This is a genomic window from Helicobacter ganmani (assembly GCF_003364315.1).
Lineage (GTDB): Bacteria > Campylobacterota > Campylobacteria > Campylobacterales > Helicobacteraceae > Helicobacter_D > Helicobacter_D ganmani.
The window spans coordinates 90,706-102,921 of sequence record NZ_NXLS01000001.1; the positions used below are offsets into that span (position 1 = coordinate 90,706).

Below are 12,216 nucleotides of genomic sequence, written 5' to 3' on the forward strand. Positions count from 1 at the left end.
TTAAATAAGGAGTAATAGTGGTAGCAAAGTTACAAGCAGATGAAATTAGTTCAATCATCAAAGAAAGAATTGATAATTTTGAACTTGATTTAAATATCGCCGAAACAGGTAAAGTGATTGCGTATGCTGATGGTGTTGCAAAGGTTTATGGACTAAAAAATGCAATGAGCTATGAAATGGTTGAATTTGAAACAGGCGATAAAGGTTTGGCTTCAAGCTTGGAGGAAGGTAGTGTTGGTGTTGTCGTCTTAGGAGCTGGCAAAGAAATCAAAGAAGGTTCTTCCGTTAAACGTCTTGGTAAGCTTTTGCGTGTTCCTGTGGGTAATGGACTAATGGGCCGCGTTGTTAATGCTCTTGGTGAGCCAATTGATGGTAAAGGTGCAATTGATACGAAAGAGTATCGTTTTATGGAAGAAAAAGCACCCGGAATTATGGCTAGAAAATCAGTGCATGAGCCACTCCAAACAGGTTTAAAAGCAATTGATGCACTCGTTCCAATTGGACGCGGACAAAGAGAGCTAATTATTGGTGATAGACAAACGGGCAAAACAACAGTTGCAATTGATACAATTATTAATCAAAAAGGGCAAGATGTTGTTTGTATTTATGTTGCAATTGGTCAGAAAGAATCTACAATTGCGCAAGTAGTCAGAAAATTGGAAGAACATGGTGCAATGGAATATACTATTATTGTTAATGCGCCTGCTTCCGATTCTGCTGCAATGCAATATCTAGCTCCTTATGCTGGTGTAACAATGGGTGAGTATTTTAGAGACAATGGAAGACACGCGTTAATTGTTTATGATGATTTAAGTAAGCATGCTGTTGCCTATCGTGAAATGTCTTTGATTCTTAGACGTCCTCCAGGTCGTGAAGCATTCCCCGGTGATGTATTTTACTTGCACTCAAGATTATTGGAACGTGCAGCAAAAGTGAGTGATGAACTTGGAGCTGGTTCGCTTACTGCATTGCCAATTATTGAAACACAAGCGGGAGATGTGGCGGCGTATATTCCAACAAATGTTATTTCTATTACAGATGGTCAAATTTTTCTAGAAACAGATTTGTTTAACTCTGGAATTCGTCCTGCAATCAATGTCGGTTTATCTGTTTCACGCGTAGGCGGTGCAGCACAGATTAAAGCAACAAAACAAGTTTCAGGAACTTTAAGACTTGATTTGGCTCAATATCGTGAATTGCAAGCATTTGCGCAGTTCGCTTCTGATTTAGATGAATCAAGTAGAAAGCAATTGGATAGAGGTCAAAGAATGGTTGAAGTATTGAAACAACCTCCTTATTCTCCGCTACCAATTGAACGTCAAGTAGTAATTATTTTTGCTGGTGCAAGAGGTTATATGGACGACATTGCAACAGCAAATATTACAAAATTTGAAGCTGATTTATATCCATTCTTAGAGGCTAAATATCCACAAATTTTTGAAGATATTCGCTCTAAAAAAATGTTAGATAAAGATATTGAAGAAACTCTTTGTAAAGCATTAGAAGAATTTAAATCTAGTTTTGCGGTGTAAAATAGGGAGTTTGTTATGGGAAACAACCTGAAAGATATTAGAAAACAGATTTCAAGCGTTTTAAATACTCAAAAAACTACGCGTGCAATGAAGCTTGTTTCTACTTCTAAGCTTAAAAAAGCCGATGAAATGGCGAGACGTTCTAAAATGTATGCAAATAAAATTGTAGAGGTCTTGTCAGAAATTAAAGTAAAAGTCGTGAGCGGTGAGAATGTGCAAGATAATCCTTATTTTAGTGCGGGCAATGAAGAATCTAAAATTGTAGATATTGTGCTAGTTACAGCCGATAAAGGTTTATGTGGTGGATTCAATATTAATACCATTAAAGAAGTGAATCGGATTATTGCAGAGCACAAGGTTAAAAATATGAAAGTGCGTTTGCGCGTAATTGGTAAAAAAGCAGTAGAGTATTATAAATTTAATGAAATTGAAGTGCTAGATAGTGTGGTGGGTTTGAGTGCTACACCGCAATATGCTCAAGCAGCAGAATTTATCAATAAGGCGGTAGCAGATTATCTTAACGGTATTACTTCCAAAGTGATTTTGGTTCATAATGGATTCAAGAATATGATTTCACAAGAAATGAAAGTTTCTCAACTTTTACCTATTGAGGGTATTGTTCTGACGGAAGAATGCTCTTCTATTTTGGAGGTAGAACCAAATGAACAGGAAAACGAGATTCTGCACGAATTGGCAAACAAATATGTAGAGTTTAGTATGTATTATGCACTTGTGGATTCCTTGGCAGCAGAACACAGTGCGCGCATGCAGGCAATGGATGCGGCAACAAATAATGCAGGAGAGATGGCTAGAACTCTTACAATTGCCTACAATAAAGCAAGACAACAAGCAATTACGACAGAGTTAGTTGAAATTAATACTGGCGTTGAGTCAATGAAATAAGGAGTATATTAAATGTCAGAAAATATGGTAGGAAAAATCATTCAAGTAATGGGTCCTGTTGTAGATGTAGATTTTGATTCTTATCTACCAGCAATCAATGAGGCGTTAGATATTGATTTCGCAGTAGATGGGCGGAATCACAAATTAGTTTTAGAAGTTGCAGCACATATTGGAGATAATAGAGTGCGTGCAATTGCTATGGATATGACAGAAGGACTTACAAGAGGTGAGAAAGTTGTTGCAAGAGGTAATCCTATTACTGTGCCAGTAGGTGAGCAGGTTTTAGGAAGAATTTTCAATGTAATTGGTGAAGTAGTAGATGGAGGAGAAGAACTAAAAAATCCTGAAAAATGGTCTATCCACAGAACAGCTCCAAGCTTTGAAGACCAAAGCACAAAAACAGAAATGTTTGAAACAGGCATCAAAGTGGTTGATTTGCTTGCTCCTTATTCTAAAGGTGGTAAAGTTGGACTTTTTGGTGGTGCAGGTGTTGGTAAAACCGTCGTTATTATGGAGTTGATTCACAATGTTGCTTTTAAACATAGTGGTTATTCTGTATTTGCAGGTGTTGGTGAAAGAACACGCGAAGGAAATGATCTTTATCACGAAATGAAAGAATCGGGAGTTTTGGATAAAGTTGCCTTGTGCTATGGTCAGATGAATGAACCACCAGGTGCAAGAAATAGAATCGCATTTACAGGTTTAACAATGGCAGAATATTTCCGTGATGAAAAAGGATTAGACGTTCTTATGTTTATTGATAATATTTTCCGTTATGCGCAAAGTGGTTCAGAAATGTCGGCACTTCTTGGGAGAATCCCTTCTGCTGTTGGTTATCAACCCACATTGGCAAGCGAAATGGGTAAATTGCAAGAACGTATTACTTCCACCAAAAAAGGTTCTATTACTTCTGTTCAAGCAGTTTATGTGCCAGCAGATGACTTGACTGACCCAGCACCAGCTTCCGTATTTGCTCACCTTGATGCAACAACGGTGTTAAATAGAAAGATTGCTGAAAAAGGAATTTATCCTGCGGTAGATCCGTTAGATTCTACTTCTAGGATTCTTGACCCTCAAGTAGTTGGTGAAGAGCATTATAAAGTTGCAACAAGTGTGCAACAAGTGCTTCAAAAATATAAAGATTTGCAAGATATTATTGCTATTTTGGGTATGGATGAGCTTTCAGAAGAGGATAAAAAAGTCGTTGAAAGAGCAAGAAAGATTGAAAAATTCCTATCTCAACCATTCTTTGTTGCGGAAGTATTTACAGGAAGTCCGGGTAAATATGTTACTCTTCAAGAAACATTGGAAGGCTTTAAAGGTATCTTAGAGGGCAAATATGATCATATTCCAGAAAATGCTTTTTATATGGTTGGCAACATTAATGAGGTCCTTGAAAAAGCGGAGAAAATGAAAGCTAATGCCTAAGGAGCTTTGATGGAAACCTTAAAATTAGATATTGTAACTCCAGAGGGCAAGATTTTTTCCAATGATGTCAAAAGCGTTACACTCCCCGGTAGTGAGGGAGAGTTTGGCGTTTTACCCGGACACGTTGGAGTTGTAACTACACTTAGTGCGGGTGTAATTGAAATTGAAAAGAAAGACAATAAAAAAGAAATTGTTGCGATTAATTGGGGTTATGCAAAGGTAGATGAAAAAAGTGTTGATGTCTTAGTTGAAGGGGCGGTAGATATTAACGGAAACAGTGAAGGTGAAATTGCGCAAGCAATTGCAAATGCGAAAAAACTCTTGGAAGAATCAACAGACAATAATGTTGCAGTTTCAATGGTAGTTTCTCGCATTGAAAATACTGCAAAGAGTTCTCTGTGAATCTAACCACTTTGCTAAGTGACTATGGTGTTACAGCCATAGTTGTTTTGGTTTGGCTCTCTTTATATTTTATCTTAGTGGTTTGGACTTTTGTTTATCGTTATCTTGTGCTAAATATAGCATTAAATAATGAAAAAAAATGTCTTGAAGTTTTATTGAGTGGGCGCAATGCCTTACCAAAAAATTCGCTTTTGGGTTCTAATCTCATCGGTATTGATAAAAAACTAACAGAACCAATGTTGCAATATTCGCTTGACAAAGCCATTAAAGACGCAACGATTGGTTTAACCTTTCTTGGAATCGTAGCTTCTACTGCGCCTTTTATTGGATTATTTGGCACAGTGGTTGAAATTTTAGAAGCTTTTTCTAAGCTAGGAACAAACTCCAAAGCGACTTTAGATGTGATAGCCCCAGTAATTTCTAAAGCACTTGTTGCAACTGCTGCTGGGATTCTGACTGCAGTTCCAGCTTATTCTTTTAATTTATTTTTAAAACGCAAAGTCTTTGAATTGAACACTTATTTGCAATTACAGATTAATGTATTAATCTCTCCAAAAACAAATTTATAAACTTATAGGGCAAGAAGTGAAAACACATTATAATTGGGACGAGACGCCAGATTTAAATATTACACCATTGGTAGATATTATGCTTGTGCTCTTGGCTATTCTTATGGTAACCGCTCCTGTGATTGTTTATCAAGAAGAGATTGCTTTGCCGCAGGGCTCAAAAAGTGCAAAGATGCAAGAAGATTCCAAAATTGAAATTCGTATGGATTTGAAACGTAATATTTATCTTAAAGATGATATTTTGACTTTTGATAGTTTTCCAGATGCATTTATTATGTTTGCAAATGCCTATGATAAGAATACACAAGTTTATATTAGAGCGGATAAGAATCTTAAATATGATGATGTTATCTATGTATTAAAAATTGCAAAACAAACAGGCTTTACAAGGGTTTCACTCGTTACTGATGGCTAGAATCATTTTATTTTTTGGAAGCGGTGGAATCGCTATTTTCAGCTATGCGTTGATAATTGTATTCTTGATATGGCAGTTTAGCGTAGTGCAAAAATCGCCTAAAGCTTATGCTGCTTACAAAGAAACAACTTTTAGCATTGATTTAATTGAAGAGACAAAGCCAAAGCCTACTATCAAAGTTGCTCAAAAAAAAGTTGAAAAAAAAGTTGAAAATATTCCAATCAAAAAAGAAAGTGCCTCTAGGAGTGCAAATGTTGGTGTAGGGATTAATGAACTTTTTAAACAAGTGGATTCCAAAATGCCTGTTAAAAAGGAATCATTGAAACCTCAAAGTCAAAATGACAAAGTTGCAAAAAAGAAAAAGGCAAATGAAACTTCTCAAAGTGAAGAATTAAGTAATGAGCTAGAAAAGATTATGTCCAACCTAGATACTCAAAAAACTTTAAGTTTTGTTACTCCTAAGGGTGAATATGATGCGTTTTATGCTAAAGTTCAGGAAATTTTGGCACAGAATTGGAATCCCATTCGCACTTTGCAAGAGCATAAGGCAGAAGTGCAAATCACCATTAATTCGCTAGGGCAATTTTCTTATTCTATTATTCAATTATCTGGGAATTTAGATTTTGATAAAGCATTGCAAGAGTTTTTGGATATAATGCGCACGCAAGAATTTCCACGCTTTGAAGGTGGAGCTCAAACCAAAATAATGGTAACTTTTAAAACCGAGGTGTAAGATGAAAAAAATCTATCTTTTATTGTTTTGTATCAGTTTTGCGTTTGCAGAACCGATTGATGCAACACTAGAAGTTGTAAAGAAGTTTGGGAATCTCCCTAATATTTTAGTTCAAAATACAGGCAAGGATTATTCGCAAAGGGAATATAGTCAAAGAATCTTTAAAATGTTGATTGCGGATTTAAAGGTTACGGGACATTTTGCCACACAGGAATCCCCAGAAGTTGTTTCTAGTGCAATGGTGCTTAATTTTGACGAATATCGTAAAAGCAAAATTGACCTCATTGCGCGCGTAAATGCAGAAATAACTAAAGAAAATTTGGAGGCAAGATTACAACTTTATGACGCAAATACAGGTTTGTTGGCTCTAAGTAAAGAATACAGAAGTGCAAATGCAGAATCTTATCCTTTTTTAGCGCATAAAATGGCGATTGATATTAATGACTATATTAAAGCTCCAAAAGTAGATTGGATGGAAAGAATGGTGATTTTGTCGCATTATACTAAGCCCGGAGAAAGTGAGATTCTAACTAGTGATTACACGCTTACCTACAAGAAACAATTAATTAGCGGAGGATTAAATATTTTTCCTAAATGGGCAAATGAATCACAAACTGCTTTTTATTACACAAAATACCTAGATAAGCCTACACTTTTTAAATTTGATTTAACTAATGGACAAAATCATAAAATTTTAGAAAGCAATGGTATGTTGGTTGCTTCAGATGTTAGTAGCGATTCTACTAAATTGCTTCTCACAATGGCTCCAGACGAACAAGCGGATATTTTTCTTTATGATGTGCCAAGCAAACAAATTACCAAGCTTACGAAATACAGCGGTATTGATGTGAGTGGAAATTTCATAGAAGATGAAAAACGGGTGATGTTTATTTCTGACAGATTGGGTTACCCCAATGTTTTTGCGATTCCACTTAGCGGAGAGGTGAGCGGAGCAGTAGAGCAAATGGTTTATCATGGACGCAATAATAATGCAGCAAGTGCGTATGGTAATTACATTGTTTATTCTAGTCGCGAAACAAGTGATGAGTTTAACCGCAATACTTTTAATCTCTATTTAGTTTCTACAAAAAGCGATTTTATTCGTCGTTTAAGCGCAAATGGAGTGAATCAGTTGCCACGTTTTTCTAAAGATGGCGAAACAATTATGTATATCAAACACGAAGGAAATCAAAGCGCATTGGGCATTATCCGTTTAAATTACAATAAGACTTTACTTTTCCCACTAAGTGGCAGCACGATTCAATCTATGGATTGGTAAAGAAAAGTTTTATATTAAATTACATTTTTTTTGGTATAATTTTGCGTTTTTAATTAAAATCAGGGAGCAGAAATGAAAAAATTTCTAGTTTTAGGCTCATTAGCAGCCGCATTATTGGTAACGGGTTGTAGCAACAAAAGCAATGTAGAATCTGACGCGAATGTTCAGAATGGCAGATATTATGGAAGTGATGGAAGTGGCTATGATTACAATAGAGACAATTTTGTAAATCTTGAAGAGAGAATTAACTATGTAGAAGATGGCTTGAGAAATGTGTTTTTCAATTTTGATCAATTCACAATACGTCCAGATATGCAAGCAGTGGTAGAAAGAGATGCTAAAATATTAACTTCTATTTCAGCAGGAACATTGAGTGTTAGAGTTGAAGGAAATACAGACGAATGGGGAACTGATGAATACAATTATGCGTTAGGACTTAAAAGAGCAGTTGCTGTGAAAAATGCACTAGTTTCTCAAGGAGTTGAAGCAAGCAAAACTACACTTGTAAGTTATGGCGAAAGTAAGCCGACTTGCACCGCTAAAACAAGAGAGTGCTGGGCTGAAAATAGAAAAGTAACTTTTAAAATGTTGCCATAGGGTCTTATGTTGCAAAAATTAATTGCCTCAAGCTTATTTCTTGCAAGTTTGTTGCTCGGGCAAGAACCATCAGCTTTTAATGCTGGTGGTAGCACATCGCCAAAGAGCGAATCTCAAATCATTAATGAAAAACTTTTTAATCTTTCTAATAGAGTTCAGGTGGTAGAAGAATCTCAAGAGGGCTTAAAAAGTATTTTTGAAGGGCAAATACAAAGAATACAGAATCTTACTGGCAAAATTGCTTTAGTTCAAGGTGAAAGCAATGCCACATCTATGGATATTAAAAAGCACGTGGATTCTAATTTTGCATTGCAAAATGAAAATATTGATAAATTAAAAAATAGTATTTCTGCATTGGGTGCTTTGATTCAAAAGACAAATACGCAAATGCAAAACGAAATTGACGCGTTAAAAGGACAAATTGCTGCTTTAGAAAAAAATAATTCAGTCAAGGAATCCCAAGTCAGTCGTTCTACACCCAAAGAGGCATTAAAGGAAGCTTCAGAAGATTCCAAAGAAGTGGCTACAACGAATGCAAAAATCAATGCAGTGATTGCAAATTTGGAAAGTAATAGCACGCAAGTAAAGCCTTTGGAAACAGAAAATATTCAAGAAAATAATGCAACCAAAGCACAAAATTCTGAAATAAGTGTTAAGGAGCAAAAGCCCAAATCCGAACAAATTCAAAAGGACACAAAAGAAACTAAACCTCAAGAAAATAAAGAATCTAAAACAGATTTAAAAAATAAAAAATTGTCGGAAGTTTTCAAAGAGGGTGAAGAGTTTGTCAAAAGCAAAGATTATGAATCAGCCGAGGAATATTTGCAATTTGCTATTAAAGGCAATTACAAACCTGCGCGTGGAAATTATCTGCTGGGGGAAGTTGCCTTTGCACAAAAGCGGTATGAGGACGCAATTTATTACTATAAAACAAGTGCTACGCGCTATGATAAAGCAGATTATATGCCTCGTTTAATGTTGAATAGTGCAAAATCATTTAATGCAATCAAGGAAAAAGAAAATGCGAAACGTTTTTTAGAGACACTCATTTCTCTTTATCCAAATTCTAGTGAAGCCAAAGAAGCTAAAAAACTTCTAAAATAATCCAATTTATCTAAAAATCAGGAGAAAAAATGATAGAAAATAATCAGGTTGTTAGTATTGAATATGAAGTAAAAGAAAATGGGACAGATAGTGTTTTAGATTCCAATATTGGTGGTAAGCCATTGGAATTTATTATGGGTGCAGGAGAAATTATCAAGGGATTAGAGGAAGCAATTGCTCAAATGTCTGTTGGCGACAAACAAGAAGTGATTGTTGCTCCAGCCAATGCTTATGGCGAGTATTTTTCTAATTATGTCCAAGAAGTTCCAAGAGACCAATTTGTTGGGATTGATTTGCAACAAGGAATGACTTTATTTGGTCAAGGTGAAAATGGTGAAACAGCTCAAGTGATTGTAAAAGATTTCAACGATGAAATGGTAATTATAGATTATAATCACCCCTTAGCAGGCAAGGAGTTGCATTTTGTTGTTACGATTTTGGATTCTCGTGAAGCAACGGAAAAAGAATTAACTTGTGGCTTGCATCATCAAGAGCATCATCATAGCGATGGTGGATGTTGCGGTAGTTGTGGTTGCCATTAGATTCGCAATTGCATAAGTTATTATGAATCTTTCTTTTGCTTCTACGCATTCTCCAATTGGATTTTATTTTAAGCAAAGCCCTCGTGATTTTGTCGTAGAAGAAATCCCTCTCTATTCCTTTGGTGGAGAGGGTGCGCATTTGATTTTGAAAATACGCAAAAAATCCCTAACGACTTTTGAAATGTTAAAGATTCTTTCTGCGCATTTAGGCATTAAAGAAAGTGAAATAGGCTATGCAGGACTAAAAGATAAAAATGCTTTGAGCATTCAATATATTAGCTTACCTAGACATTTGGCAGCACCTAAAATAGAATCTTTCAGCCATTCAAACATTAAAATTTTAAGTGCAACTTATCACAACAACAAAATAAAACTTGGACATTTAAAAGGGAATCAATTTTTCATTCGCATCAAAAAACTTAATTCTTTTAATGCGCAAAAAATCCTAGAAGTATGCAGTAGAGTGGCGCAGGTTGGAATCCCAAACTACTTCAGTTATCAACGTTTTGGAAAAGAGAGTGATAATTATCGGCTAGGTTTGGAAATAATAGAGGGAAAGCGCAAGATTCGCAATAAAAAAATACAAAACTTTCTTATTAGTGCTTACCAAAGTTATCTTTTTAATCAATGGCTTTCTTTGCGTATTGATATTTCTCATCTGATTGCGACTACCGCTCCAAATTTACTATCTAAGGCATTGAAGTTTTATCTTTCTTGCGATGAGATTCCATTGGAGTTTCACGATATTGCTTATTGTAAAATGCTTCAAAAACAGCCCCATTTTTTTAAAATATTTTATGGGGATTTTTTGTGCCATTATCCTTTTGGAAAAAATTTTATTTTAGATGAAACAAGTGATTTAATTGCAGAATCGGGACGTTTTATGCGTAAGGAAACTGCAATTACAGGACTTTTAAGTGGCAAAAAAACAAAAGTAAGTGAAAAGGAAGCGGGATTTTTGGAGTCTAAATTTTTGGATTCTAGAATTAAAAGTGTAGGTCAGAGACGTTATGCGTGGATTTTCCCGGAAAATTTAAGCTTTTATTATAAAGAACAAGAAGCACAAGGGGAGATGAATTTTTTCTTGCCCAAAGGAGCGTATGCTACGAATTTATTACGAGAAATCGCACATCGTGAGATTATAGAAGAGACAAAAGAGGAGTTGGAATCTTGCGAAAATGAAATTTTATTTGGCGATTGAAAAATTATTACAAGGAATCAAATGTTTGATAAAATCATCAAAGAAAATCAATTTAAAACAAAATGTGTGATTGCTCTTTATTTACTGATTTTTGTTTTTATTGGCTTACTCGTGGATATTGTGCGTATGAACGCGTCAAATTTCAGTGAAGGGATTTATAGGCTTTTAACTTTCAGGGAATTTCCCATAGTTACTTGCGTTTTGTTAGTCATTGCTGCTTTGGTTGTTTTGTTTGTAATTCGTAATTTTAAACGTATTTTGCTTAGTGGAAACGAATACAAAGAGATTCTGTATGGCAAGGAATCGAACGCACAAGAGCGAGAAATGAGCATAATCTTAGATGAGCTAGTAGAGGTGGCAAATCTTTCGTTTCGCCCTAAATTATTTCTTATGGAAGCACCTTTTATGAACGCGTTTGCAAGTGGTTGGAATGCAGATAATTCTCTCATTGCGGTAACAACGACTCTAGTAAGGAATCTTACGCGCGAGGAGTTAAAAGCAGTGATGGCACACGAGTTAAGCCATATTCGGCACGGAGACATTCGCTTAACTTTAATGGTTGGCGTTTTAAGTAATATTATGCTACTTGTCGTGAATTATGCAGTGTATTTATTTTTGGGAAATTCTAGGGAAAAAGGCGCGAATCTTGCAAGAGCAATTCTGTTAATTTTGCAATTTGTTTTACCCTTGCTTACGCTTGTTTTGCAGATGTTTTTAAGTCGTTCTAGGGAATATATGGCGGATTCTGGAGCGGCGTATTTAATGGGTGATAATAAGCCTATGATTAAAGCATTGCAGAAAATTAGTGGAAATTATGCACAATCAGATTTTTCACAAAGTGATACAAATCCTACGCGTTCTGCGCTTTATATTTTTAGCGCAAACGAGCTTTTTAGCACACACCCAAGCATTGAGAATCGCATTCAAGCATTATTAAGACAATAAGGAATCCTATGCAACAAGATTTACAGGAAATAATCCGCTGTATTTTTGATTATATCGGCGAGGATAGGAATCGCGAGGGACTATTAGAGACACCAAAGCGCGTGGTGAAAAGCTGGGAACATTTATATAGTGGATATAAAAGCGACCCAAAGGAGATTCTAGGTAGAGTATTCACAGAGGGGGCTTGTGATGAAATGGTGGTGCTTAAAAATATAGAATTTTATTCTGTGTGTGAGCACCATTTATTGCCCTTTTTTGGCAAAATTTCTATTGGTTATATCCCAGATTCCAAAGTTGTTGGAATCTCAAAGTTAGCGCGTTTGGTGGAGGTGTATTCTAGGCGGTTGCAGATTCAAGAGAAAATGACTTCACAAATTGCAGATACCTTAATGGAAGTCTTGCAGCCCAAAGGTGTAATGGTGGTTGCAGAGGCAAAACATATGTGTATGGTAATGCGCGGTGTGGAAAAGCAGAATAGCATAATGCTGACAAGTGCGATTCGAGGATTATTTAAAAGTGACCATAGAACGCGTGAAGAGTTTATGGGATATATTAAAAAAGGATAA

At 35.7% G+C, this 12,216-nt stretch carries 14 protein-coding genes; all 14 read left to right on the top strand.

Translation table 11 applies throughout. The features are described 5' to 3' along the window. Positions 1-17: 17 nt before the first annotated feature. The 14 genes from atpA to folE all read left to right on the top strand — a co-directional run bounded on the left by atpA (position 18) and on the right by folE (position 12,216). Complete coding sequence (gene atpA, locus CQA43_RS00490; RefSeq protein WP_115550660.1) at positions 18-1,532, top strand: F0F1 ATP synthase subunit alpha; 1,515 nt, start codon at positions 18-20, stop codon at positions 1,530-1,532. Between the two features lie 15 nt (positions 1,533-1,547). Then, positions 1,548-2,435 (top strand): ATP synthase F1 subunit gamma, encoded by an 888-nt coding sequence (atpG, locus tag CQA43_RS00495; protein ID WP_115550661.1) that lies wholly within the window; start codon positions 1,548-1,550, stop codon positions 2,433-2,435. 24 nt (positions 2,436-2,459) lie between these two features. Next, entirely contained in the window at positions 2,460-3,863 is a 1,404-nt protein-coding gene (gene atpD, locus CQA43_RS00500; RefSeq protein ID WP_115550923.1) for a F0F1 ATP synthase subunit beta, read from the top strand. A 9-nt stretch (positions 3,864-3,872) separates the two neighbouring features. Continuing rightward, positions 3,873-4,265, top strand: a complete 393-nt coding sequence (gene atpC, locus CQA43_RS00505; protein WP_115550662.1) for an ATP synthase F1 subunit epsilon — start codon at positions 3,873-3,875, stop codon at positions 4,263-4,265. After that, positions 4,262-4,834, top strand: coding sequence for a MotA/TolQ/ExbB proton channel family protein (locus CQA43_RS00510; RefSeq protein ID WP_115550663.1), 573 nt, complete (start codon positions 4,262-4,264; stop codon positions 4,832-4,834). Before atpC ends, CQA43_RS00510 begins: the two co-directional genes overlap by 4 nt. A gap of 16 nt (positions 4,835-4,850) precedes the next feature. Next, positions 4,851-5,249, top strand: coding sequence for a biopolymer transporter ExbD (locus CQA43_RS00515; protein WP_115550664.1), 399 nt, complete (start codon positions 4,851-4,853; stop codon positions 5,247-5,249). Continuing rightward, on the top strand, positions 5,242-5,982 hold the full coding sequence (locus tag CQA43_RS00520; protein WP_115550665.1) for an energy transducer TonB: 741 nt from the start codon (positions 5,242-5,244) through the stop codon (positions 5,980-5,982). The genes CQA43_RS00515 and CQA43_RS00520 overlap by 8 nt, the downstream gene beginning before the upstream one ends. Position 5,983: 1 nt before the next feature. Beyond that, entirely contained in the window at positions 5,984-7,261 is a 1,278-nt protein-coding gene (gene tolB, locus CQA43_RS00525) for a Tol-Pal system protein TolB (protein ID WP_115550666.1), read from the top strand. 72 nt (positions 7,262-7,333) lie between these two features. Continuing rightward, a complete protein-coding gene (locus tag CQA43_RS00530) occupies positions 7,334-7,858 on the top strand; it encodes an OmpA family protein (protein ID WP_115550667.1) in 525 nt (174 codons plus the stop codon). Between the two features lie 6 nt (positions 7,859-7,864). Continuing rightward, positions 7,865-8,962, top strand: a complete 1,098-nt coding sequence (locus CQA43_RS00535; protein ID WP_115550668.1) for a tetratricopeptide repeat protein — start codon at positions 7,865-7,867, stop codon at positions 8,960-8,962. Between the two features lie 29 nt (positions 8,963-8,991). After that, positions 8,992-9,504 (top strand): FKBP-type peptidyl-prolyl cis-trans isomerase, encoded by a 513-nt coding sequence (locus CQA43_RS00540; protein ID WP_115550669.1) that lies wholly within the window; start codon positions 8,992-8,994, stop codon positions 9,502-9,504. 22 nt (positions 9,505-9,526) lie between these two features. Further along, entirely contained in the window at positions 9,527-10,705 is a 1,179-nt protein-coding gene (gene truD / locus CQA43_RS00545; protein ID WP_115550670.1) for a tRNA pseudouridine(13) synthase TruD, read from the top strand. Positions 10,706-10,726: 21 nt separating this feature from the next. Next, the gene (gene htpX, locus CQA43_RS00550; RefSeq protein WP_115550671.1) at positions 10,727-11,650 is read left to right on the top strand and encodes a zinc metalloprotease HtpX; all 924 of its coding nucleotides are present in this window, start codon (positions 10,727-10,729) and stop codon (positions 11,648-11,650) included. Positions 11,651-11,658: 8 nt separating this feature from the next. Continuing rightward, positions 11,659-12,216, top strand: a complete 558-nt coding sequence (gene folE / locus CQA43_RS00555) for a GTP cyclohydrolase I FolE (RefSeq protein ID WP_115550672.1) — start codon at positions 11,659-11,661, stop codon at positions 12,214-12,216.

Coding starts and splice junctions, on each gene's coding strand:
- atpG (WP_115550661.1), top strand. CDS start 1,548: ATGGGAAACAACCTGAAAGATATTAGAAAACAGATTTCAAGCGTTTTA.
- atpD (WP_115550923.1), top strand. CDS start 2,460: ATGGTAGGAAAAATCATTCAAGTAATGGGTCCTGTTGTAGATGTAGAT.
- atpC (WP_115550662.1), top strand. CDS start 3,873: ATGGAAACCTTAAAATTAGATATTGTAACTCCAGAGGGCAAGATTTTT.
- CQA43_RS00520 (WP_115550665.1), top strand. CDS start 5,242: ATGGCTAGAATCATTTTATTTTTTGGAAGCGGTGGAATCGCTATTTTC.
- tolB (WP_115550666.1), top strand. CDS start 5,984: ATGAAAAAAATCTATCTTTTATTGTTTTGTATCAGTTTTGCGTTTGCA.
- CQA43_RS00530 (WP_115550667.1), top strand. CDS start 7,334: ATGAAAAAATTTCTAGTTTTAGGCTCATTAGCAGCCGCATTATTGGTA.
- CQA43_RS00535 (WP_115550668.1), top strand. CDS start 7,865: ATGTTGCAAAAATTAATTGCCTCAAGCTTATTTCTTGCAAGTTTGTTG.
- CQA43_RS00540 (WP_115550669.1), top strand. CDS start 8,992: ATGATAGAAAATAATCAGGTTGTTAGTATTGAATATGAAGTAAAAGAA.
- truD (WP_115550670.1), top strand. CDS start 9,527: ATGAATCTTTCTTTTGCTTCTACGCATTCTCCAATTGGATTTTATTTT.
- htpX (WP_115550671.1), top strand. CDS start 10,727: ATGTTTGATAAAATCATCAAAGAAAATCAATTTAAAACAAAATGTGTG.
- folE (WP_115550672.1), top strand. CDS start 11,659: ATGCAACAAGATTTACAGGAAATAATCCGCTGTATTTTTGATTATATC.